19 protein-coding genes and 1 pseudogene are annotated in these 25,591 nt (G+C 39.5%); 12 read left to right on the forward strand and 8 right to left on the reverse strand.

Translation table 11 applies throughout. The features are described from left to right. Positions 1–316 precede the first annotated feature (316 nt). The 5 genes from AN389_RS16300 to AN389_RS16320 all read left to right on the forward strand — a co-directional run bounded on the left by AN389_RS16300 (position 317) and on the right by AN389_RS16320 (position 7,568). Positions 317–1,906: an ABC-F family ATPase gene (locus AN389_RS16300; protein WP_082422686.1), complete on the forward strand. Its 1,590-nt coding sequence runs from the start codon at positions 317–319 to the stop codon at positions 1,904–1,906. A gap of 149 nt (positions 1,907–2,055) precedes the next feature. Continuing rightward, positions 2,056–2,538 carry a 5-(carboxyamino)imidazole ribonucleotide mutase gene (gene purE, locus AN389_RS16305; RefSeq protein ID WP_055014800.1) on the forward strand — a complete coding sequence of 161 codons (483 nt, stop codon included), beginning with the start codon at positions 2,056–2,058 and terminating at the stop codon, positions 2,536–2,538. A gap of 2 nt (positions 2,539–2,540) precedes the next feature. Beyond that, entirely contained in the window at positions 2,541–3,692 is a 1,152-nt protein-coding gene (locus AN389_RS16310; RefSeq protein WP_055014799.1) for a 5-(carboxyamino)imidazole ribonucleotide synthase, read from the forward strand. Between the two features lie 103 nt (positions 3,693–3,795). Next, positions 3,796–4,959 (forward strand): endonuclease/exonuclease/phosphatase family protein, encoded by a 1,164-nt coding sequence (locus tag AN389_RS16315; protein WP_055020262.1) that lies wholly within the window; start codon positions 3,796–3,798, stop codon positions 4,957–4,959. A 104-nt stretch (positions 4,960–5,063) separates the two neighbouring features. Then, on the forward strand, positions 5,064–7,568 hold the full coding sequence (locus AN389_RS16320; RefSeq protein ID WP_055020263.1) for a prolyl oligopeptidase family serine peptidase: 2,505 nt from the start codon (positions 5,064–5,066) through the stop codon (positions 7,566–7,568). Between the two features lie 29 nt (positions 7,569–7,597). Here the strand turns inward: AN389_RS16320 and rrtA are convergent, their stop codons facing one another. Further along, positions 7,598–8,191 (reverse strand): rhombosortase, encoded by a 594-nt coding sequence (gene rrtA / locus AN389_RS16325; protein ID WP_055020264.1) that lies wholly within the window; start codon positions 8,189–8,191, stop codon positions 7,598–7,600. A gap of 97 nt (positions 8,192–8,288) precedes the next feature. Here rrtA and ggt point away from each other — a divergent pair, with 97 nt between their 5' ends. From ggt to AN389_RS16340, 3 genes are all read left to right on the forward strand, one after another. Then, entirely contained in the window at positions 8,289–10,067 is a 1,779-nt protein-coding gene (gene ggt, locus AN389_RS16330) for a gamma-glutamyltransferase (RefSeq protein ID WP_055020265.1), read from the forward strand. A gap of 142 nt (positions 10,068–10,209) precedes the next feature. After that, positions 10,210–11,904: an NAD-dependent malic enzyme gene (locus AN389_RS16335; RefSeq protein WP_055017630.1), complete on the forward strand. Its 1,695-nt coding sequence runs from the start codon at positions 10,210–10,212 to the stop codon at positions 11,902–11,904. 151 nt (positions 11,905–12,055) lie between these two features. Beyond that, entirely contained in the window at positions 12,056–12,784 is a 729-nt protein-coding gene (locus tag AN389_RS16340; protein ID WP_055017629.1) for an SIMPL domain-containing protein, read from the forward strand. Here the strand turns inward: AN389_RS16340 and AN389_RS16345 are convergent. Continuing rightward, positions 12,774–14,132 carry a DUF2254 domain-containing protein gene (locus tag AN389_RS16345; protein WP_055014792.1) on the reverse strand — a complete coding sequence of 453 codons (1,359 nt, stop codon included), beginning with the start codon at positions 14,130–14,132 and terminating at the stop codon, positions 12,774–12,776. The genes AN389_RS16340 and AN389_RS16345 overlap by 11 nt on opposite strands. A 119-nt stretch (positions 14,133–14,251) precedes the next feature. On the opposite strand from AN389_RS16345, the gene AN389_RS16350 reads away from it, so the two are divergent. From AN389_RS16350 to AN389_RS20835, 4 genes and pseudogenes are all read left to right on the forward strand, one after another. Further along, on the forward strand, positions 14,252–14,626 hold the full coding sequence (locus AN389_RS16350; protein WP_055014791.1) for an MAPEG family protein: 375 nt from the start codon (positions 14,252–14,254) through the stop codon (positions 14,624–14,626). 11 nt (positions 14,627–14,637) lie between these two features. Beyond that, positions 14,638–15,267, forward strand: coding sequence for a sulfotransferase (locus AN389_RS16355; RefSeq protein WP_055020266.1), 630 nt, complete (start codon positions 14,638–14,640; stop codon positions 15,265–15,267). 75 nt (positions 15,268–15,342) lie between these two features. Then, positions 15,343–15,915, forward strand: a complete 573-nt coding sequence (locus tag AN389_RS16360; protein ID WP_055014789.1) for a tRNA-(ms[2]io[6]A)-hydroxylase — start codon at positions 15,343–15,345, stop codon at positions 15,913–15,915. Positions 15,916–16,888: 973 nt separating this feature from the next. Next, positions 16,889–17,577 (forward strand): annotated as a pseudogene (locus tag AN389_RS20835) (DNA/RNA non-specific endonuclease). Between the two features lie 824 nt (positions 17,578–18,401). Here the strand turns inward: AN389_RS20835 and AN389_RS16370 are convergent. The 6 genes from AN389_RS16370 to AN389_RS16395 all read right to left on the reverse strand — a co-directional run bounded on the left by AN389_RS16370 (position 18,402) and on the right by AN389_RS16395 (position 25,140). Next, the gene (locus AN389_RS16370) at positions 18,402–19,361 is read right to left on the reverse strand and encodes a sugar-binding transcriptional regulator (protein ID WP_004586535.1); all 960 of its coding nucleotides are present in this window, start codon (positions 19,359–19,361) and stop codon (positions 18,402–18,404) included. Between the two features lie 164 nt (positions 19,362–19,525). Next, complete coding sequence (locus tag AN389_RS16375; RefSeq protein WP_055020267.1) at positions 19,526–20,539, reverse strand: ABC transporter ATP-binding protein; 1,014 nt, start codon at positions 20,537–20,539, stop codon at positions 19,526–19,528. 10 nt (positions 20,540–20,549) lie between these two features. Then, positions 20,550–21,380, reverse strand: coding sequence for a carbohydrate ABC transporter permease (locus tag AN389_RS16380; protein WP_055020268.1), 831 nt, complete (start codon positions 21,378–21,380; stop codon positions 20,550–20,552). A gap of 2 nt (positions 21,381–21,382) precedes the next feature. Next, the gene (locus AN389_RS16385; RefSeq protein WP_024033631.1) at positions 21,383–22,255 is read right to left on the reverse strand and encodes a carbohydrate ABC transporter permease; all 873 of its coding nucleotides are present in this window, start codon (positions 22,253–22,255) and stop codon (positions 21,383–21,385) included. Between the two features lie 118 nt (positions 22,256–22,373). Beyond that, positions 22,374–23,678 (reverse strand): sugar ABC transporter substrate-binding protein, encoded by a 1,305-nt coding sequence (locus AN389_RS16390; protein WP_055020269.1) that lies wholly within the window; start codon positions 23,676–23,678, stop codon positions 22,374–22,376. Between the two features lie 139 nt (positions 23,679–23,817). After that, positions 23,818–25,140 (reverse strand): hypothetical protein, encoded by a 1,323-nt coding sequence (locus AN389_RS16395; RefSeq protein ID WP_082430572.1) that lies wholly within the window; start codon positions 25,138–25,140, stop codon positions 23,818–23,820. Between the last annotated feature and the right edge of the window lie 451 nt (positions 25,141–25,591).

Here is a 25,591-nt window from a genome sequence, read left to right on the forward strand (position 1 = left end):
TCTGTTTTATAAAATGCTTTGCGATAAACAATCGACTTATTAAGTTAAATGGCTTTATTGGTGGCAAGTAAAATTGTGTAATGGCGCATGAATCGAACTGTGATATTTGATATAAGCTCATTTTTTAGTTGAATAAGCATTCACTGACTTAATCACGTTTTAAGCACTCTTTGCTAGGGATTAATTTAGGTATTTAATGAGTGGAATAGGGTACAGTTCGGGTGCTTTCAACCCTAAACTTTCATAGAAAAAAAGCTGTATTTAGTTTAAACTGCGCGCAATTTAAACACATCATGTCCCCTTGGAGGGTAGCGCTATTATTAGTACAGCTAACATCACCATGCAATTTGGTGCTAAACCGTTATTTGAAAACATATCTGCAAAGTTTGGCGAAGGAAACCGTTACGGTTTAATTGGTGCAAACGGCTGTGGTAAATCTACATTTATGAAAATCCTAAGTGGTGAATTAGAACCATCTTCAGGTAACGTAAGTACAGATCCAAATGAACGCGTGGCTAAACTAAACCAAGACCAGTTTGCTTACGAAGAATACTCTGTAATTGATACGGTGATCATGGGTCATAAAGAATTATGGGATATTAAGCAAGAGCGCGACCGCATTTACTCATTACCAGAAATGAGCGAAGAAGATGGCATGAAAGTAGCCGATTTAGAAACTGAATTTGCCGAAATGGACGGCTATTCTGCAGAGTCTAAAGCCGGTGAGCTTTTACTAGGTGTTGGTATTGGTACTGAGCAGCATTACGGCCCAATGTCTGAAATAGCGCCAGGTTTTAAACTACGTGTATTACTTGCGCAAGTGCTGTTTTCTGATCCTGATATTATGTTACTGGATGAGCCCACCAATAACTTGGACATTTACACCATTAAATGGTTAGAAGATGTACTTAATCAGCGCGACTGCACCATGATCATCATCTCGCATGACCGTCACTTTTTAAACTCAGTATGTACGCACATGGCCGATATTGATTACGGTGAGCTTCGTATTTACCCGGGTAACTACGATGAGTACATGTTTGCAGCAACGCAAGCTCGTGAACGCCTATTAAGCGAAAACGCTAAAAAGAAAAGCCAAATTGCTGAACTACAGCAGTTTGTATCACGCTTTTCTGCAAACGCATCAAAGGCTAAACAAGCTACCTCGCGTGCAAAACGCATTGATAAAATTCAGCTAGAAGAAGTGAAAGCCTCTTCTCGCCAGTCTCCATTTATTCGCTTTGAGCAAGAAAAGCAACTATTTCGTAACGCGCTGGAGATAAGTAACCTTAGCCAAGGCTTTGAAGACAATACCTTGTTTTCAAATTTAGAAGGCTTGGTGGAAGTTGGCGAGCGAATTGCCATTATCGGTGAAAATGGTGTTGGTAAAACAACATTACTAAACACACTTGCAGGGCGTTTGGCACCTAAAACGGGTGAGTTTAAATGGTCTGAAAATGCGAACATTGGTTACTATGCGCAAGATCATGCTGACGAGTTTGAAAAAGATATGAACTTGTTTGAGTGGATGGAGCAATGGCAACAAGAAGGTGACGACGAGCAAGTGGTCCGAGGCTTTTTAGGGCGTATGTTGTTTTCGCAAAACGATATTAAAAAGTCTGTAAAAGTTATTTCAGGTGGTGAACAAGGCCGTATGTTATTTGGTAAAATTATGATGCATAAACCAAATATACTGTTAATGGACGAACCTACAAATCACATGGATATGGAATCTATCGAGGCGTTAAACCTTGCATTAGAAGCCTATGAAGGCACATTATTATTTGTCTCGCACGATCGTCAGTTTGTATCATCAGTTGCTACCCGTATTTGGGAGATTAAAGACGGCCAGGTGATTGACTTTAGAGGCAACTACAGTGAATACCTAGCGAGCAAAGAAGTATAATCGCTTTGTAATTGCATCTCTGTAAAAGCCATGTTTAAACATGGCTTTTTTGTTTTTGTGAGTCGCAATTAAACTTGGTTTGGGTATAATACTCGCCTAAAACCGGACATAAGTCCGCTATTTTTAAAATACATTACTGAGGAGTATTTATGACTGTTGGCATTATTATGGGTTCTAAATCAGATTGGCCAACCATGGAACACGCAGCACTCATGCTCGAAAAATTTGGTATTGAGTACGAAACGAAAGTGGTCTCTGCGCACCGCACTCCTCAACTTCTTGCAGATTATGCAAATTCAGCAAGCGATCGTGGCATAAAAGTGATTATTGCTGGCGCCGGTGGCGCTGCACATTTACCCGGTATGGCTGCAGCATTTACATCGCTTCCTGTGCTAGGTGTACCGGTTAAATCTAAAGCCTTAAACGGTGTCGATTCGTTATTGTCTATTTGCCAAATGCCAAAAGGTGTAGCCGTAGGGACACTTGCCATTGGTGAGCCGGGCGCTGCTAACGCAGGTTTACTGGCTGCACAAATTTTAGGGTGCCAAAACCCAGAGATTTTTGCAAAAATTGAAGCATTTCGTAAAGAGCAAACCGAGAGTATTTTAGCTAACCCTAATCCTGCAGAGTAAAAATGAAAATTTTAATTTTAGGTGCCGGCCAACTTGCGCGAATGATGAGCCTAGCAGGCGCCCCCCTTAATTTAAATGTGGTTGCGTACGATGTAGGCAGCCAAAAGATTATGCACCCGCTAACAGGTGAAGTTTTCACTACCACACTTGAGCAAGCAATTAGTGACGCTGATGCGATTACGGCTGAGTTTGAGCACATTCCTGATGATGTACTAACACTGTGCTGTAACAGTAATAAATTTTATCCAGGAAAAGCCGCCATTAAAACCGGTGGGGACCGCGCACTAGAAAAAGCGTTACTCGATAAAACAAACGTTGCATGTGCGCCTTACCAACTGATCACAGAAAAAGCGCACTTAGAATTAGCGGTTAAAAACCTTGGTAAGCCGCTGGTTATTAAAACCTGCCAAGCAGGGTACGATGGGAAAGGCCAGTGGCGTTTAAAATCAGATGACCAAATAGAGCAAATTTGGTCTGAAATGGCTGACTTTATTGCCTCAGGCACTCAGGATGCACCGCACAGTATTATTGCTGAAAAAATGATCCCGTTCGACCGTGAAGTCTCTATTATTGGCGCACGCGATAAACACGGTAATGTAGCTATTTACCCAATTACTGAAAACGAGCACACCAACGGCGTGCTTACATTATCGATTGCAGGTAAAAATAACACACTGATTGAGCAGCAAGCCCATAGTGCATTTACAAAAATTGCCAACGAGCTTAATTACGTTGGCGTACTTGCCATTGAATTTTTTGATGTTAACGGCACTTTACTGGTTAACGAAATTGCGCCGCGGGTTCATAATTCTGGGCACTGGACACAGCAAGGCAGCCATTGTTCACAGTTCGAAAACCATATGCGCGCTGTTGCAGGTCTACCGCTAGGTAATACAGAGCTTAAACATATTACCGCCATGATTAACGTGCTGGGCCAAGGATGTATTCCTACCGAGGTTTTAAACGTTAGTGATGTAACTAGCCACTGGTACGGAAAGGCAGCAAAACCTGGGCGTAAAATGGGGCATATTAATGTATCTGCAGATAGCATTAACAATTTGGCCGATAAGCTTGGGCAACTTACCGATTACCTTCCTGAGCAGGATTACCCCGGTGTTTTAAAAGCCGCAACTGCTCTCATGCTAAGTGAGTAGCGTAATTTAATACCGGCTTTAGCCGGTATTTTTTTGTCATAAAAATAGGTATTACTTGTGTAATACTGGTAAAGTCTATTTTTTAATTTTTTGAAGTAAAAAAATGAAACAAAAATTACTTTATGGCGCATTAGCCATTGTCGCTTCATTTAGTTTAAATGCTACAGCCAGCGAAAGCCTTCGTATTGCCACCTTTAACGTGAGTATGGATGCGACTAACCACACACCAAAAGGCGAGCAAGTTAACCCTGATGCACTTGTTAATGCACTAAAATCAAACCACCAGCAAATAAAAAATATTGCCGAAATAATTCAGCGTGTTCGCCCTGATATTATTTTATTAAACGAGTTTGACTACGTACCAAAAGCGCAAGGTATAGATTATTTTAAACGCCACTTTTTAAATGTGAGTCAAAATAAACAATCACCAATTGATTACCCATACAGCTTTATAGCACCAGTGAATACGGGCTTAGCGACTGACTTTGACCTTGATAACGATGGTAAAAAAACAAAAGTAATGGGGGATGCACAAGGCTTTGGTTTTTTTGAAGGGCATTATGGCATGGCTGTATTGTCTAAATACCCAATCAATATTGAAAAACTACGTACATTACAAACCTTTAAATATAAAGATATGCCTGATGCGCAAATGCCAATTGACCCTAAAACAAAAGAAAATTGGTATAACACGCAAGAATGGCAAGCGCTTAGGCTCAGCTCTAAATCATTTTGGGATGTACCCGTTGTCGTAAACAATAAAACAGTGCATGTACTTGCTTCGCACCCAACACCACCGGTATTTGATGGTGATGAAGACAGAAACGGCAAACGTAATCACGATGAAGTGAGATTAATTGCTGATTATGTTGCTAATCAGCCCTATATTTATGACGATAAAGGCCAAAAAGGCGGGTTAGATGCAAACTCGCGGTTTGTAATATTAGGTGACTTAAACGCCGCACCTGAAGGGGATAAAGCACGGCTAGAAACCACCAATCAAATTTTAAATAACCCGCTAATAAATTCGCAATTTATACCACAAAGCGCTGGTGCTAAAGAGCAATACCCGCAGCCATACGCTAAGCATTTTACCGCTAACTGGCAAGCACGTGTAGATTATGTTTTACCTTCTACCTATGGGTTTAAAATAAAAGACGGCGGCGTGTTTTGGCCTACTAAAAACAGCGAGCAATATAGATTAATAAAAGACAGAAACGCATCGAGCGATCATCGATTGGTGTGGCTAGATTTGCTAATAGAGTAAACTCAGCTTTACCGTGCAAATGTGTTATTTATCTTAAAAAATTGCAATAACTCAAGTGCTTCTGCTTAAATACGGTTCAATTATAATAACCGTTCAGAAGCACTATGATTTTTAACTTATCGTCATCAAAAACATTAGTAGCGCTTGCTGTAACCTCAAGCATTATGCTTGCAGGTTGTAGTGCTACCGCTAATACCTCTTTATCACAGCAAAGCGCTTTACCAGCAACTCCCGTTGCAGCGGTTGTAAACACACCTGCTGATGCTGGCTCACAAAATATTACCTTAGAACAGGCCATGGCAAACCCAGATTGGATAGGTAACCAGCCTAAAAATGCCTACTGGGCAAGTGACTCAACTAGCATTATTTATGCTCAAAAGCAGCAAGGCAGCACCCTAAACGATATTTATAGCCAACAAATTAATAGTAAAAATGCTCAACAGGTATCACTGGATAAACTACATACCATAGGCGCTTCTAAAGCGGTTTATTCATCTGATAGAACACTTCAAGCTTATACGTTTAAAGGCAATGTTTTTGTTAAAAACCTAACGACAGGTGAACTTAAACAAATAACGGCTACCTCTGCAACCGAGTCTAAACCACAGTTTTTAAATAATGGTGATTTAGTTTACCGCCAAGGTAATGTGTTTTTTAAAATTGATTTAAAAACAGGGCTAACTACAGAGCTTGTTAACTTAAAATTGGCAGATGAACCAAAAGGGCTACAAGAGCCAAGTAGTTACCTAGCCAAAGAGCAGCACAAACTAATTGAATTTGTGGCGCTACAGCATAAAAACAAACAGGACACTCAAACACGCAATGAGCAAATAAACGCGCAAAATAGCTCCATTGCTAACACTGCTTTTTACTTAGGTGATGGCAACGTCATTAAAGAAGCGCAGCTATCTCCAAACGGCGATGCTTTAATTGTTGTTCTGCAAAAGCAGCAATCTTGGCGTGATAAAGGCGATATTATGCCTAACTACATTACTAATGATGGCACGATTGAGCCTAAAAAAGTGCGCCGTCGTGTTGCTGATGCAAAAGAGCAAACATCACGTGTAATACACATTAATCTTGTAGATAAAACACAAACGCCACTGAGCTTTGATACGCTACCGGGCTTTGATGAAGATGTTTTAGCTGAGGTTAAAAAAGAAAACTACGCGCGAGAGGGTAAAACGTATAAATCTAAAAAGTCACCACGTGGCATTAACTTAATCACTAATTGGGGTTTAAACCAAGCCCCCATAGTATGGAATGATGACGGCACACAAGTCGCTATTATGCTAGAAGCATGGGATAACAAAGACCGCTGGATAGCCACAATCGACTTTGATAAAAACCAGCTTGTATCGCAGCACCGCTTACATGATGATGCGTGGATAGCTTACGCGTTTAACAATTTTGGCTGGTTACATAACTCCAACACCTTATATTACCTCTCAGAAGAATCGGGCTATAGCCAGCTTTACAAAAAACCCCTTAATGGCAAAGCAACCGCTTTAACGAGTGGCCAGTTTGAAGTATCGGACATTACGTTAACGCACGATAACAGTGCTATTTATTACAAGGCAAACGTAGAGCACCCAGGCCTTTACGAAATTTACCGTGTTAACCCGCAGACAGGTAAAAATGAGCAAATTACTGATCTAAACGGTATGACCGACTACACGCTAAGCCCGGATGAAAGTAAATTGCTGCTTAAGCACTCTAAAATTACAATGCCAACAGAGCTTTATGTTGCCGATGCTAAAGCCAATACACAAGCTACGCGTTTAACTTACACTGTATCGGAGGAGTTTTTAGCTAAAAAGCTCACCGCACCTAAAATTGTTGCTGTGCCATCGAGTCATACCGACCAGCCAATTTACGCAAAAGTGTATTACCCAAGTGACTATGTAGAAGGTGAATCAGGCAAAACCCGTAAAGCGGTTATTTTTAACCACGGCGCAGGGTACTTACAAAACTCGCACATGGGTTGGTCTGTGTATTTTCGTGAGTTTATGTTTCATTCATTACTTGCCGATGAAGGCTACATAGTGATGGATATGGATTACCGCGCTTCTAAAGGTTACGGTCGCGATTGGCGTACTGCCATTTATCGTCAAATGGGCACACCTGAAACGCAAGATTTGGCAGATGGCGTAAAATGGATGGCGCAAAACGCCAATGTTGATACCAACGCAGTAGGTACATACGGTGGCTCATACGGCGGGTTTATGACCTTTATGGCACTATTTACTGCACCTGAGCTGTTTCAATCGGGGGCAGCACTTCGTCCAGTAACCGATTGGGCACATTACAACACCGCTTACACGGCTAATATTTTAAACCACCCTGATGTAGACCCTATTGCGTATGAGCGCAGCTCACCAATTTACTTCGCTGAGGGGTTAAACAAGCGCTTATTAATTAACGCGCCTATGGTTGACGATAATGTGTTTTTCCAAGACTCAGTTCGTTTAGTACAGCGATTAATTGAACTTGAGAAACAAAACTTTGAAACGGCTATTTTCCCAGTTGAACCGCATGGCTTTGTGCAGCCATCAAGCTGGTTAGATGAATACCGCCGTATCTATAAGTTATTTAAAGAAACCCTGTAAATAGCTTATAAAACGTATAAAAACGCCACTTAATTAAGTGGCGTTTTATTTTTTACGTAGCTAGTTAACAATGGGAAGGCAAGCAATGTGCCGCCAACAGCGCCAATTAAATGTGCATCAATAGCAACGGTTGAATCAATTAATTGACCTATAGTGGCATCGGGGCCGTTTACTTGCTCCATTATTATTTTTATCCACACGCCTATAAATAACAAATAACCCGATTTAAGCGACAGGGTAATGTCTTTCACCGCTCCCCAAATAATGACACCATGCAATAGGGCACTTAACCCCGTATATATAGATATAGCTGGGCAGAACCATAATACGCCTAGCCCACACCAAAGGGCTAAAAAACACACATTAAAGGCATAACGCCCAGGCGATGTGTACTCACCATGAAGTAACCAAATTAAAAATACACCTAATGCGTTTAACCCTAAGTGAACCCAATTAGCATGTACAAATTGGCTGGTAAACACCCGCCAAACTTCGCCGTTTTCAATGAGCGCTCGGTTAAATTCAAGTAAATTATTTAAATCAAATGCAGCAAAAATAATACTAAAAAGCATCAAAAATAATGGTGAAAGTAAATAACGAGGTTGAAGCGGTAAATTAAGCATTTTATTGTATTTTTTTAGTCAAAATTTTTGCATATTGTGCCCGTTTAACTTTAAGATGCCAAATACAACTACGTAATTAAGTGTTTTTAGTATTTTTATGCATTTTAAACTTAAGTCATTATTTACTATTGGTTTGTTTGCAGTAACGCTGCCAACAATAGCCAAACAACCTACCAAAGTAGAAATTCGCGAGCCAGAAGCCACCACCTCAATTGTACAAAAGCAATTAGTCACAGGTGAGCAATACATGGTTGCCGCAGCCAACCCTTATGCCTCGCAAGCAGGGCAGCAAATTCTAGCCAAAGGCGGTAGCGCAGTCGATGCGGCAATTGCAACGCAATTAGTTCTGACCTTAGTTGAGCCACAGTCGTCGGGCATTGGTGGTGGTACATTTATGATGTACTACAACAAAGCCGATAACACTCTCACAAGCTTTGATGGCCGTGAAACCGCACCGCAAAATGCAGACGAAAACCTGTTTTTAGATAAACACGGTAAAGCCGTTAAATGGATTGAGGCGGTTGTTGGCGGTCGCTCTGTAGGTGTGCCAGGTATTTTGCACGCCTTTGCAAACGCGCATCAACAATACGGTAAGCTTGCTTGGAGCGAGTTATTTAAACCCGCTATTAAACTGGCCGAGCAGGGTTTTGAGGTGTCGCCACGTTTACACGGGTTATTGTCTCGCCAATTAAACCCAGGTGTAATGAGCATGCCGGTGATTAACGAGTACTTTTACCCTAATGGGAAGTTAATTAAAGCCGGTACTATTAAAAAAAATCAGCCTTTAGCAAATTTATACAAAGACATTGCTAAACGAGGCATTGATGCATTTTATAAAGGCGATAACGCTAAACAAATGGTAAACGCAGTGCAAAATTCAAAAATTGCACCGGGTACATTAAGCGAATCAGACCTGGCTAATTATAAAAGCAAGCAACGCGATGCTGTGTGTATTAAATACCGTGCTTATAATGTGTGCTCTATGGCCCCACCTAGTAGCGGAGGTGTAGCGGTATTACAAATTTTAGGCTTACTTGAACACAAAGACATAAGTGCGCTTAAGCCTAATAGCGAAGAGGCAATTCATTACTTTAGCCAAGCCTCACGCATAGCATTTGCCGATCGTAATATGTACATGGGCGACCCTGATTTTACGCAAGTGCCTACCAAAGAGCTGTTAAATAAAAAGTACATTGCATCACGCGCCAAGCTTATTACTGAGCAAGACACAAAAGCAGTAGCAGGTAACCCCGTAGGCTATTTAAGCTACGCAAAAGATGATTCTTTTGAGTTGCCATCAACTTCTCACGTATCCATTGTAGATAGCTTTGGTAATGCCGTATCTATGACCAGCTCAATTGAAATGGCGTTTGGCTCAACGGTGATGGTTAATGGCTTTATTTTAAATAACCAATTAACCGATTTTGCGCTTTCGCCACGTATTGACGGCAAATTAGTAGCTAACCGCGTTGAAGCGGGAAAACGCCCACGCAGCTCTATGTCGCCGGTAATGGTGTTTAACAACGACGGCAGCTTACGTTTAGTGGTTGGCTCGCCAGGCGGCAGCCGTATCATTGATTATGTGGCGCAAGTGGTTATTGGTGTACTGGATTGGAACTTATCGGCCCAAGAGGCGATTAACCTGCCAAGAACCACCAACCGTAACGATTACACTAGCCTTGAAAAAGGCACCGCGCTTGAAGCCATAGCACCGCAATTAACTAAACGCGGCCATAATGTGCGTGTACTTGATTTAAACTCTGGTTTACATGCGGTAGAGGTCAAAGATAATAAATTGTATGGCGGTGCCGACCCGCGTCGCGAAGGGGTTGCTTTGTCGGATTTAACTGACAAAAACGCCACTATCAAATTTTAATTTATGTATAATAGCCATGCAGGCAGTGATGCCTGCATGTGTTTTCTCTCAATGGTCTGACAAGCTGAATTGTCATTGCAATTTAACCTTTTACAATGATAATGGCAGATCATAACTTAAGACTCCGTTAAAGCCTGGAAATATGACAACTAATACTGATCCTAACTACCTTTATATTCCTTACTCTGGCCCTGGCCTAATTGAAACCCCGCTTTTAAACAAAGGCAGTGCGTTTAGTAAAAAAGAACGCGAAAACTTTAACCTTGCCGGTTTGCTTCCGCCACGTTTTGAAACAATTGAAGAACAGGTTGAGCGTTGTTATCAGCAGTATTCAAGCTTTAACGATAACTTAAACAAGCATATTTACTTACGTGCCATTCAAGATAACAACGAAACGCTATACTATCGTTTAGTGCGTGATCACCTTGAAGAAATGATGCCAATTATTTACACGCCAACCGTTGGCGATGCGTGTGAAAAATTCTCAGATATTTACCGCAGTGCACGTGGCTTATTTATCTCGTACGAAGATCGCTATCAAATTGACGATATCCTGCGCAACGCTACCAAAGGCAAAGTAAAAGTAATAGTGGTTACCGATGGTGAACGTATTTTAGGCCTAGGCGATCAGGGTATTGGTGGCATGGGTATTCCTATTGGTAAATTATCACTTTACACAGCGTGTGGTGGTATTAGCCCAGCGTACACATTACCTGTAATGCTTGATGTAGGTACTAACAACGAAAAGCTTCTTAACGACCCTATGTACATGGGCGCACGTCATAAGCGTATAGCGCAAGATGAGTACGATGAGTTTTTAGACTTATTTATTAAAGCAGTTAAACGTCGCTGGCCAAATGTATTACTGCAATTTGAAGATTTTGCACAGCCAAACGCTATGCCGTTACTTAAACGCTACCGTAACGAAATTTGTAGCTTTAACGATGACATTCAAGGTACAGCAGCGGTAACGGTAGGCTCTTTATTAGCTGCGTGTCGTGTTAAAGGCTCAACCCTTAGCGAGCAAAAAGTAGTATTTGTTGGTGCAGGCTCAGCCGGGTGTGGTATTGCTGAACAAATTATTAGCCAAATGGTATTTGAAGGCATTAGCGAAGCGCAAGCGCGCAGCCAAGTATTTATGGTTGACCGTTTTGGCCTACTAACAGAAGGCATGGAAGGCTTACGCGACTTCCAACAAGCACTAGCACAACCAAAAGCGGCTTTAAGTGATTGGACTTACAGCGGCGAATACGCTTCATTATTAGATGTAATGCACTGTGCAGCACCTGATATTTTAATTGGTGTATCGGGGCAACCGGGCTTATTTACTGAGCAAGTTATCCGCGCTATGCACTCAGGCTGTGAGCAACCGATTATATTCCCATTAAGTAACCCATCTAAGCAGGTTGAAGCACACCCAGCCGATGTTATTAAATGGACTGAAGGTAAAGCACTTGTAGCAACGGGTAGTCCTTTTGAGCCAGTAGAATTTAATGGTGAAGAGTTCCCAATTCCACAATGTAATAATAGTTATATTTTCCCAGGTATTGGTCTGGGTGTAATTGCAGCAAAGGCAACACGCATTACTGATGCAATGCTGAGTATGTCCAGTGAAATGCTTGCTGAGTCATCACCTCGTGCAAACACTGGCAAAGGCAGCTTATTACCTGCACTTACCGAAATTGAAACATTAAGTAAGCGTATTGCATTTGCAGTAGCTAAAAAAGCAATCGAAGAGGGCGTAGCGCTAGAGATTAGCGATGATGCACTGTGGGCTGCTATTAACAAAAATTACTGGTTACCTAAATACCGTAACTACAAACGTTGTAGCATTTAATTACGCTGAGTCACGTAAAGTAAATAAGGCTGTACACTGTGTTACAGCCCGTTATAAAAAACAGGCAATTGCCTGTTTTTTTGTGCTTGTTCATTTATTGTTAACCACGTAGGCTCTTTAATAGAGACAACGAAATACAATGGATAATGCAATGAAAACACACATTCTTATATTAAGTAGCGCAATTGCCTTAAGTACCTTAAGCCTTGCTGCGCATGCAAACTCAACGCCTAACGCTCCCCATATTTATGTTAAAGGTGAAGCAACCGTTACCACTATGCCTGATTACGTACAATTAAGCGTAGGCATTGTAGAAATAAATAAAGACCTAATTGATGCTAAAAACAAAGCCGATAAAACCATGGCCAAAGCAATTAAATTAGTAAAAGAGCTGGGTATTAAAGACGCTAATATTAATGCAGGGCATATTTCTATAAATCGTGAAAGCCAATATAACCGCACATCGGGTAATCAAGAGTTTAAAGGCTTTAGGGTATCACGCACGTTAAGCGTTAAACTCTCTGAAATCGAAAAATACCCTCAGTTGTTACAAAACTTAGTAAATAATGGCATTAACCAAATAAACCAAACTCAGTTTTTAGCGAGTAATTATGAGGAGCTACACAAACAAGCGCAAAAGCTGGCCATTAAAGATGCCCGTAAAGCCGCCAAAGAATTAAGTACAGATTATGGTGTTGAACTAAAAGGGCTGTATACGGCGTCACTTAGCCCAATGAACGTACCTGCGCAGCCTTATACCCGTGCAGAAAAAACCATGATGGTGGCAGATAGTGCACCAGGGAATTTTGTTCCTGATGCGTATCATGCTGGAGAAATTAAAATAACTGCGTCAAGCTATGCGGTTTATATTATTGACTAGTCTGTTGGTTTGTAAAACGAGCCACTAGTTTTTCCCCTTGAGGCTTGCTAATACGGGCTATAGCATTGAGCATGTTGGTAATTTCTTGTCTATCATATTCGTTACTCACATGCTCATTTATGTCATCGACTATGGCGATTAAGTAATTAAATAGGCTATTTCGTGCATCTTCATCTTTATGCGCCACAAACAATATATTTTTAAAAGCTTCTAAAACGTTCGTCATCACATACGCATCCGCTTTTGCGTAATTGCGCAGTGGCGTAAAGTTATCGTGTAACAACTCATCAAAACTGGTTTCGTGTATAAAGAGCAAAGGGGCATTGTCACTGTGTTTAAACGAATAGTTTATATCGTTAAGCGACAGCCGCTCAATTAATAAAATACTTAGCATATCTATCGATTTAACCGCTGTACCGGGATCGTTTATACCTGGGCTCATCGCTTTTACGGCAATTTCTGAAATTTGCGTTAAACCATAACGGTAATGATCGCTAATGTACTCTTCTATATAAAAAATAAAGCAATCTAAAATTTTAGCTATTAGCTCATCGTTATTAGAAATGTCTTTGTCACATTTTAAAAAAGGATAGCCTTTAACGGTAAAATAGCCCTGGTTTACCGAGATATACACCCGAATGTTTTCCTCGGCTAATATGGCGCATAATTTATCTGTGTGTACGCCTTTGTAATACCCTTCGGTCGTACTATTAACTGAGTGCCACTGTGTAAAATCAGGAAAGTCAGTGAATGGCTTTTCTGATTGCCTATCAACAATGGCTTTAATTTCGCGTTTTGTTTGGCTAAATAAACCATTAAGTACATTATCTACTTGAATAGCTTTAGATATTGAATGAATAAAAAATACAAACAAACCAAGCGACACTAAGCCAAACACCAAAGACAGCAACACCCCAAGCGATGGAATAGCCGTGTCGCCGCCTTCGAGCTTATTAATATTAATGAGCATAATAATTGAGTAAATTATGCTACCTAAATAAAAGCCCAATACCATTTGATGCGATTTTCGGGTAATAAGCCCAGGTACAACTCGTGGTGATAAACTGGCACTGGCCGAATTTAATACCACCATCACCATAGAAAAACTAAATACGGTAAGCGAAATAATACTACCCGCTAAGGTGCTTAAAATTGTACGGGCATTTTCTGTGCTATCTACTAACATCACAGATATAAACGATTTAAGCTGCTCTACAGGTGCAATATATTCTAGCGACATGGTTAAAACAGCAAAAAGTAAAAAACCAACCGAGAGTACAGAAGGATAAAAGCCAATGCTATTGATCATTTCACGGTAGCGGTCGGCTACTTTGCGTGGGACAAACATAAATTCCTTTAATTGCATTATTAAGTTCAACTAATACACACTTTAGCATACTTACCAAGTAAACTTATGATTGTGCAAAACTATGTTATTATTGCCAAAAATAAAAACAGGACAATACCGTGATAATCTCAACGTATGCTGCGCTTTTAGCGTTTTATTATATTTACTTAAGTTTTAATGTGATCAAAGTGCGCCGCAGTGAGCAAGTGTCGCTAGGCGATAACGGCAACACTAAATTACAACGTGCTGTGCGTGCTCACGCCAACTTTATGGAATACGTACCATTTGCGATTATTTTGCTTTTTTTAGCCGAATACCAGGGCCTTGCCAGCCATTATTGTAATATTTTAGGTGGCGCATTATTGATAGGGCGCGTGTTTCACAATTTAGGCATAGTTGAAAAGAACCTTAAATACCGCCAAATTGGGACCATTGCCACCTTTTTAGTAATGGTTATTAGTGCCTTTATATTACTTGTAACACGAAATAGTTAAGTAATAGCCTTATGAGTAAACTATTTATAATTGGACTTCCTCGTACAGGCACCACGAGTGTATGCCACGCTTTTTTAGAGTTTGGCATTGCCACTGCGCACACCGCGTACACCGCGTATTGTTTTGAAAATGCCACAGCTATAGCCGATACCCCTGTATTTAATGACTACAAAGCATTAGATAACCATTACCCCGGCGCTAAATTTATCTATTTAGTCCGCGAAAAAACAGCTTGGATCCCCTCAATTAGGCAATTATTGAAGCGTATGTACACTAATTTAACGCGCCCAGATGGCGGGTTTAATATTCATATTAAACGTTGTTACTTAACGACCTTTAATGACTTAACCATTGATAACATTAACAATGATGATTATTTATCAACGTGTTACGACACCCATTTAACACAGGCGCGGGAGTATTTTAAGCACCGTAATAACGATTATTTAGAAATTGATATAGCTAATCCACAAAGTTTTGCTCAGCTCACTGCGTTTTTGGCTATTAAAACCGAGCGCACCGACTTTGAAAAAATGAATAGTGGCGGCAAAGTGACCGCCTGGAACGATATAAAACACCCTTTAAAAATTGACTCAACAGCAAAAGGGCGCATAGATAAGCATTTACCTTATTTGCGATAATTTTGCGCTAGGCTGCAAGATTTTTACTGGCAAATACGCTAAAATCCTCGCATAATTTTTTAAGTAGTACAAAAAATGTTTGAATTGAAATACAACACCCCATTTGAATGGACCGAAGCGGTTTTAGCCGACTTTAATACATTTTTACAAGATCACGCCGCTGCTGAAAAAAAGGCATCGGGCATGGCTATTTCTATGCTGTCTCATTACCCAGACAAACGTAAATTGGTAAAAGCCATGACCGATTTAGCGCTAGAAGAATTAATCCATTTTAAACAAGTGCTTAAACTGCTTATAGAACGCGATACAAACTTAGGCGATGACAAAAAAGATCCGTACATCAAACAAATACGTGCTTTATTTAGACATGGCCGCGATGGATTTTTAATGGATAGATTATTGGTTGGCGGCGTAATAGAAGCCCGTGGCCACGAGCGTTTTTCGTTAGTTGCTCAAGCATTACCAGAGGGTAAAGAAAAAGACTTTTATGTAGCCATAGCTAAATCAGAAGAGAAACATAAAAACTTATTTGTAGAGTTAGCGTACGAATACTTTGATAAAGAAGAAGTTGACGTTCGTTTAGAAGAGCTACTAGTAGCAGAAGCTGAAATTTGTAAAAGCATTCCTTTTACAGCTGCACTGCATTAAGAACAAATAGGGCACTTTTTTGTGCATAAATTGGGGTATGGTTTTTACTATGCCCTTGTTTAAAGGACATAGTTATTAGGACTTAAAATACTTTTTATTTTTAATTCTTTATTTGAGTATGCGCCTTTAAAATTAAAGCAGCTCAGCTTTGTTGTGTACCATACCAATAAACTTTGCTGTAAACCTTTCATTTGTTCACGCCTTTATTTCACATTACCAAATAACACAAAGTTATTGCACCCGATTTGTTTAACTATGGTGTATCAAATACTTCAAAAATACTGATGTACCTTAATGCCCAGTGCAAAAAAATAATGACAGGTGAGTTTAAAAACTTAGAACATGAACCCCAGATTTTATGATGTTACACACTTAAATTAGTTCAATTATTAGCAAACGTAAGACCTACTAGGACCGAAAAAGCACGGCACTGAGTAATGGATGAAAAACTAGTACGAGTAACTTCGTTAATGGGTGAATTTTTGGCTGATAAAAAGTTTCAAAACACCTTAGTTTTAAAGGCCTAGTTAACCATTTTGGCTAACACGTACATAAAACCATGCCGTTAGAGCTGTATTAATTTTTATATTATTAGGTTACTCAAACCGCTTTTTTGTTTTCATCTATTTTTTAGTATTAAACCATTAAAGAATAAATCGCTTTTAATTGATTAATATTTATACGTTATAAGTGTGCGTATACGCTTTATGTTAGGGTGATTACACATAGAAAACCACAAAGAGCTCAATTTAACATAATGCATGTAGGTATATAAAAACCCCTTTATTCGCTAGGTCTACAAACAACGTTATTGCGTTAAATATAAGGCGAGGGTAACTGTATACTCGCGACTTATATTAGTAATACCAAAAGCCTAAGACGATATTATTGTATTTATAAACAATTAGTTAGATACATATTGCTGTAATAATGTACTGCTAATTTTTACCCTCATTTAATTGAGGATAAAACAATGAAGACAATAATACAGAAATCAATAGTACTTACAGGGTTATGTTTTGCGCACAGTGCAAGTGCAGACAACTGTTTACAAGGTTGCCCAACAGGTTTAGATAATGGCAATACAATTGAGCGAAGTATTTATAGTTTACTGTTGCAAATTCAATCTCGAATGACAGGCACGCCCTTAAACCCGATGATTACACCGATGCATATGCAACAATAAATACCGATAGAGGCCATAAAGTTCCATTAGTATCTTTTAGCAAAACGGCTGAATGGAAAGTAACAAACTTACTTTCTAATATTACGCCGCAATCATCCGCATTAAATCAAGGGCCATGGGTTAGGCTTGAATCTGCAGTGCAAAATCACGTAGGAAATGGAAATGATTTATATGTAGTAACAGGTCCATTATACAAATATTATTTTGCAGAGTTACCACAAGCTAACGAAGCGCATACCATTCCAAGTGGCTATTTTAAAATTGTTATGCAGCAAAATGGTAGCACAATTAAAGCATCGGCATTTATTATGGAGCAAACAGCAAGTCGCAGTGATAACTTTTGAAATACCGAAGTAAGTATTGATGAAGTTGAATCGCGCTCTGATATAAATGTAATGCCAAACTTATCTTATAACAGTGCACATACAATTGAATCATCAGTGTATGGTTTAAGGTCTGAGCTAGGTTGTAACTGAGTCATATTATTTTTGATTAAAGCCTTAGGTTTTGAAAAACTTAAATCTAAGGCTTTATACTAAACCTGATATGAAGCGCTATAAATTCTTGTAGAAGTAAGTTAAACGAGGGTTACAAAATTTGAGTCTGTTTAAATAAAGGCAATTAGTTTTTATAAAGGGAGTTTAGATGGAATTTGTAATTGCTAGGCTTTATAAGATTAAAAGGCTACATAAATATTATCGAAAATATCGGTGTAAAATGTAGTGCGTAAATAGTGTTAAAAGTTTTTCATAACGTTTTAAATGGCCAACTGAAAGAGCAACTTTTAACGACTACTATTATACAAAACATCATAAATAGGGGTTTAACCACAAATAATAGAAGCTACTTACTTTGGTTATGTAATAATTTATCTTATTTAACATAATATAAATTATAGGTAGTTATGTATATTATAATAAGGAGTGTGTAATACACTCCTGCTATGTCCAATACTAGACGGTATCGGACATTAGGTTTGTTTTTAGCAAACTATGCTTTTTAGTTTATTCCTGATCATTACGCTTTTATTATTCATTACACTCAGCACTTTACTGACTGTATTTCTCACAAAGTACTTTAAGCGTTGGTTACTTTAAAGTTTTAAACACATAGGCTTTTAGATTGTAATTTTCATCAACGTTCATTCATCACAGTACTTTTTAAACACGTTTTAAAATGCCTAAATTTATACAAAGTTTGTTCGTATTTAAAAAAGCCAGTTAGGTTTCCTTTTTGAAAATAAAAACTCATTCAGCCAGCTTTACCGTAGGTTTTAAAAAGTTGCCTAAAACAACCTAGGCTAATCCATACTTAAAATACGTTCTGCGGTGTATTCATTAGTAATTAAACCGCTGATCATATTTGATCTAACTGCACCAAGTATCGCAAGTACTTTATCTTCACCGGCAGCTATGGCATAAATTTGTTTATTACCTTCAATTTTTAATGGCGTACTGGCAACGCGTTGGTTTACAGTGCAATCAATTAATTGGCCGCGTTTGTCGTAAACCCAGCTGATCATTTCGCCAACAGCTCCTAAATTTTGTAGCTCTTTTAGTTCTTGCTCATCTACAAAGCCATCGATATGTAATGGCGATTTTTCGCCTAAGCTACCTACACCAACAAAAGTCACATCGGCTTGAGTGGCCAATTTTAAGTTACTGGTAATATTATGCTGTGAATGCAATTGCTGTTTCTCTTCAACACTTCTTGGTAATACAGGAAGCGGCATTGGGTAATGCTTTGCATTTATATGCTCGGCCATTCTAACAACCACATCATAAGGTGAAGCCGACCCATCAAGTGCCATATTACCAAGCATAGCCACTACTTTGTGTTGGCTACAATCTAGCGTTGGCAGTTCATCAACACATGCACGTAATACGCGCCCAGTACCCATAGCTAAAATTTTCGGTGTTTCCGATTTTAAATGGCGCTGTATCTCAGCTGCGCCGGCTTGCGCTAAACCCACTGTTGAGTTTGGATCTGAGCCATCGCTAGGCACTACTTCACAAGAGTCTAAGCCAAAACGGCTTTTAATTTTTTCTGCTAAATCCATACATTTAGCAATAGGATGATCGAGCCTTACTTTAATAAGCCCTTGGCTTACAGATAATGCCACCATACGTTGAGCTGATTGACGAGATACATTGAGCTTTTTGGCAATTTCGTCTTGTGTTTTACCCGCAACATAATAGAGCCACCCTGCTCTAGCTGCATCATCGAGCTTACGTATTTCTGTATTTGATAGCTTTGCCACATAAACCTCTTATTTTGATAAGCCGCTTAGTTTTAGCGATAAATCATTTTATAATATTTGCAAATATATCATTCATTTATAAAATGCCGAAGTGTCACATTAATTTAATAACCAATACTTTAGTTAAAATTGCTATTTCTAAAGTATTGGTTTAAAACAGCGGATTAAACTGTTGGGTTTTTAATCGTTAACCCATTTTTATCAAATCTATGTACCTTGTGCTCAGGCGCACTTAAATAAATTGTGTCGCCATATTTTAGTGGACAATCGCCGTCTGCTTTTACTGTAACCGTACTGCCATCGTTAATAGTTACATGTAAAAAGCTTTCAGAACCTAAATGCTCGATTACGCCTACAGTACCTTGCCAAGTACCTGTCTCAGATGAAATTTCAAAGTGCTCAGGACGCACACCTAAACTGTGCGTTTGTGCATGGCTATCGTTATTTACTTCAATAAAGTTCATTTTTGGTGAACCAATAAAGCCTGCCACAAATTTATTTACCGGGTGCTGATACAGCTCAAGTGGCGTACCAACTTGCTCAATAATGCCACCATTAAATACGGCAATTCTGTCTGCCATTGTCATTGCTTCAACTTGGTCATGGGTTACATAAATCATTGTTGTAGCTAAGCTTTTGTGTAGCTCTGAAATTTCTAAGCGCATATTTACACGCAACGATGCATCTAAATTTGAAAGCGGTTCGTCAAACAAAAATGCCGACGGTTGCCTTACTATTGCGCGCCCTATTGCTACACGTTGGCGCTGCCCGCCCGATAATTGCCCTGGTTTACGGTCTAAGTAATCAGTTAAATTGAGTATTTTAGCGGCATTTGCTATTTTACTTTCAATTTCAGCAGGGCTTACTTTTGCACGTTTTAGTGGAAACGCAATGTTATTGCGTACACTCATGTGCGGGTACAAAGCGTACGACTGAAATACCATAGCTAAACCACGTTTTGCCGGTGGCGTCTGTGTTGCATCTTGGCCATCAATCTCAATTGTGCCGCTGGTTGTATCTTCCAATCCGGCAATCATACGTAGTAATGTTGATTTACCACAGCCCGATGGCCCTACAAATACAATAAATTCACCGTCTTTTATCTCTAAATCAAGCGGTTTGATTACGTTTACTTCATCAAAACTTTTAGTTACTTTTTTTAGTGTGATGCTGCCCATGTGTGTTCTCCTACTTTACTGCGCCAAAGCTTAAGCCGCGCACTAATTGTTTTTGACTAAACCAACCAAGAATTAATATTGGCACAATGGCCATGGCAGAAGCTGCCGACAACTTGGCGTAAAATAACCCTTCTGGGCTTGAGTAACTGGCAATAAATGCCGTTAGTGGTGCGGCATTCGCAGCGGTTAAAATGAGTGTCCAAAATGCTTCGTTCCATGCCAAAATTACGTTTAACAGTAATGTTGAGGCTATGCCAGGTAATGCGATTGGCAGTAATACATGAAATATTTCTTCGCCAATAGTTGCGCCATCCATTCGTGACGCTTCTAAAATTTCACCCGGAATTTCTCTAAAGTAGGTGTATAACATCCATACCATAATTGGTAAGTTTATTAAGGTCATAACAATAACTAAGCCCAGTTTTGTATCTAACAAAGCAAAGTCTCTAAAGAGTAAATAAATAGGAATTAACACCCCTACCGGCGGGAGCATTTTTGTAGAAAGCATCCACATAAGTAGGTTTTTAGTTTTTTTCGTTTGTACAAACGCCATTGACCACGCGGCTGGTACCGCTATTAATAAGCCCAATAAACTTGAGCCGAGTGATATAACCACAGAGTTCCAAAAGTGGTCAAAATACGGCGAGCGGGCTAACACATCTTGGTAGTTTTCCAGTGTCCAATCAAAAGCAAATAACGCTGGTGTGGCTGATATTGCTTCTGCTTCGGTTTTAAAACTGGTGATTAATGTCCATAAAATTGGGAAAAATATCATCCCACTGATGGACCATGCTGCCAGGGTATAAATTAGTTTTGATTTTTTATTTGCTGCACTAGCCATGATTAACCCTCTAAGTTTTTACCAATAAGGCGCATTAAAAATATGGCTACAATATTGGCAATAATTACTGCAACTATGCCCCCTGCTGAGCCCCCGCCTACATCAAATTGTAATAACGATTGGGTGTAAATTAAGTAGGTAATGTTGGTTGATGCATACCCAGGGCCGCCACTGGTTGTCACTAAAATTTCTGCAAAAATAGACAGTAAAAATATAGTTTCAATTAAAATAACAGCGGTAACAGCGCGTGATAAATGCGGTAGCACTATGTAAAAAAACTTACTAAAAGGCCCGGCACCATCTAAATCGGCAGCTTCGAGTTGTTCGCGGTCAAGCGATTGAATTGCCGTCAGTAATATCAACGCAGCAAACGGTAACCACTGCCAAGAAACAATAATAATGATTGAAAACAACGGCATTTGTGCAAAAAAGTCGATTGGCTCAAACCCAAGCCATATTGCAAAATGTGCAAATAATCCATTCACCGGGTTCATAAACATGTTTTTCCACACCAAAGCCGATACGGTTGGCATAACAAAAAATGGGGCGAGAACCATAATACGAACATAGTTTCGCCCCCATATTGCTTGGTCGAGGAGAACAGCTAAACCAATACCACCACAAATAGTGATAGCTAATACACCCGTTACTAAATAAAGGGTATTAAAAAAGGATTCAACAAATGCAGGATCTGTTAAAAAAAACTCGTAGTTTAAAAAGCCTACAAATTCGCGTTCACCAGGAATAAGTAAGTTGTAATCTACAAATGAGAAATAGAGTGTCATGCACAGCGGCACTATCATCCATCCTAGTAATAAAATTACACTAGGAAATAGCATTATGCGTGCAAGCGTACGAGACTGTGTAGTTGCCATATCAGTGACCTTCAAAAAGTCAGCATTAACCTTAGTAACAACGACAAACGGCTACTAGATAACATGCTAATGCTGACGAAAAATACGAGGTAAGCATTTAACTTACCCGCCTACTTATTTATTTTGGGTAGCGCGCTTTACGCATAGTGCGCTCAACCAGGCGTTGTGATGTGCTTAACGCTTGCTCAACAGTCATTTGCCCAGTAAGTGCAGCAGAAAACTGTTGCCCAACAGCCGTGCCAATGCCTTGAAATTCAGGAATAGCTACAAACTGAATGCCAACATAAGGTACGGGTTTTACAGTAGGATTTTTCGGGTCGGCCGAATTAATAGAATCAAGCGTTATTTGTGCAAACGGTGCTGCATTCATGTATTGCTCGTTTTCATAAAGTGATGCGCGAGTACCTGGTGGTACCTTTGCCCAGCCTTTGTTATCGGCAACTAATTGGCTGTATTCTTTTGATGTAGCCCAGCTAATAAATTTCATTGCAGCATCAGATTTTTTACTGCTTGAAGGAATTGCAAGTGTCCATGACCATAGCCAATTACCACGTTTACCAAGGCCATTATCAGGTGCAAGTGCAAAGCCTACTTTATCAGCTACTTCAGAATCTTTTTTATTGGTTACAAATGCGCCAGCAACCGTTGCATCAATCCAAATACCACATTTACCCGTTTGAAATAACGCTAGGTTTTCGTTAAAGCCATTCGCTGACGAACCCGCAGGACCAGACTCTTTCATAACATCTACATAGTACTGGAGTGTAGCCTTCCACTCTGGGGTGTTAAATTGTGGTTTCCAATTTTCATCAAACCAACGAGCGCCAAACGAATTTGCCATTGAAGTAATTAAAGCCACATTTTCGCCCCAACCTGCCTTACCACGTAAACAAAGGCCATAAACACCTTCATCTTTATTGGTCATTGCTTTTGCAGCTTTTTGAATAAAGCTCCACGTAGGCGCGTTTGGCATTTCTAAACCGGCTTTTTCCATTAGATCTGTACGGTACATAACCATAGAGCTTTCGCCATAAAATGGGGCCGCGTATAATTTGTTATCTATCGTTAAACCACTGCGAATAGCAGGTAGTAAGTCATCAACGTCGTAATTTTCACCTAGGTTATCAAGCTCAGTTAGCCAGTTTTGTTTACCCCAAATTGGCACTTCATAGGTGCCAATAGTCATTACGTCGTATTGGCCGCCTTTTGTGGCAACATCGGTTGTTACACGTTGACGTAAAATATTTTCTTCAAGTGTTACCCATTTTAATGAAATATCTGGGTTTTGTTCTTCAAAATGATTGCTTAGCTCTTTCATGGTGATCATGTCACCATTGTTAACAGTGGCAATGGTTATGGTTTCTTTAGCGGCTACGTTAATAGCCATAACTGAACACACGAGCATTAATAATTTAGTTTTCATCGGGTTAACCCTCATAAATATGTTAAATGACGCTTAAAAAATAACTGTAAAGCGCCTTAGTAAATAAAGCGGTGAGTAATTTCAACGTATTTACAACGCTGAAATTACCTTTAAACCAAACAGTAAGTTAGTAAGCTATTTAAAATTTAACTGAGATTTCTGAGGTGAAACCGTCAAAACCACGGCCAATTTGACCACCTGAGTTTGCGCCTTCTTCTTGGTTTACATACTCAACTTTTAATAGTGTTGAATCAGTAAACCAGTAACCTGCGGCTACTTGTAAGCGCTCAACGGTGTTATCGTTTTGGCTGATTAAATCGGAAGTGTTTTCTGACTCTGCATAGCGCGCGGCTACGTAAAGTTTTTCAGGAATAATGTATTGCTGCGCTTCAACTGCGTAATATTCTACTGAGCTCTCGCCTTTAATTACGCTGTTTGAATCAAATGAGGTGCCGCTTTCGTCTGCAACGCCATTTGTGCCAAAGTAGGTAATACCTGCCACTGCGTTACCTGCAGAGTCTGCAAAGGTGTAATCATCAGACGATTTACCTAGCATTAATATGATGCTGGTTTGATCTGATGGCTGATACGCTAAATTTAGTTGAATGATAGACTGATCAAGGCCTGGCATAACACCTACGTGAGTATCACGTTCGCTTGAAGGAGAAGCCGAAAAGTTATAGTTTTCACCATCACCAAAACGGTAATTTGTTGTAGTAAGTCCATCTAAGCTTGCTACGCCATTTTCAAAACGAAGCTGGTCGCCTTGGTTAGCTTGTAAGTAATTTAAACCAACTTTAAAGCCACCTTCAAACTCTAACGTACCTTGTAAGCGGTAGTTAAAGCCTCTATCTTCTTGGAATGCCTCACCAAAACTTGATGTTGTAATATGACCCGCCACGTTGTAAGAACGAAGCACACCACTGTCAAATGTTTCTGTGTAGCTTAATTGTGCACCGTTTTCTGCGGTTGCGTAGTCGTTAATGCCGTTACCAATTAAGGCATTACCTTGGTTATCAGCGCCATCTTGAAAACCTTTAAACTGAAATGGAGAAGCACCAATATTACCTAAACGAAGCGTTAAATTTTCGTTTTCGTTTGGTGTGCCGTATAAGCCAAGTAAATCGAATTCAATACCTGCAAAGTCATTATGAAACGAAAAATCACGGTCGCCGCCACCAAAATCGTTTGGCTCTTCGGCTATATCAATGTCGGCAGTAATGTATTCATTGATATGAAACTTAAGCATTAAGTTAGCTCTTATACGCCCAAAACCTGATGATTGCTCTTCATCTTCAGGACGAAATGAACCGTCTTTAGCTTGAATAGACTGAAAGTTTTGCATTGCTAGAAAGTTAACGTCAAGGCGGTCAAAGTAATCTGACATATCTGCTTGTGCTGGCGCCGCCAACGCTGCTGCTACTAACGTTAGCGCAAATTTAGCTTTCTTATTATTTAACATAATGAACTCTCTATTTAGTGTGTTGTGTATTTTCAGTGTGCAGCTAAAGCAAATGAGCATTTTACTAAAATGTGTTTTTAAACTTCTCAATGAGCATTGGCTCAGCTAGTGAGCATAATCACAAATGAATAATGTAACGTCAACATCTTTTATTACAAAACATTTACATGAAATCTTATTAATTTAAATTTGCATTTATAAACAAGGGGTTAATAGTTTCGAATTTCAAAATAAAATTACTATTTATGACTAAAGTCTTATTTAATATATTCTGTAGAGGAGTATTTAAGCGCGTTATTTAACATTTATACCAATCCGCATAATTAAGTGATCTATTTTGAGGATGGATAAACGTGTTGATGGCAAGGCAAAAAATTCGCTATTTAGTTGTTCTCGGCAATTGCTCCTGCATTGCTCTACCTTCTGCATCCATGCAGTCGTAAATGAGAAT

The sequence above is a fragment of the Pseudoalteromonas sp. P1-7a genome (genome assembly GCF_001401855.1).
Classification (GTDB): Bacteria; Pseudomonadota; Gammaproteobacteria; order Enterobacterales; family Alteromonadaceae; genus Pseudoalteromonas.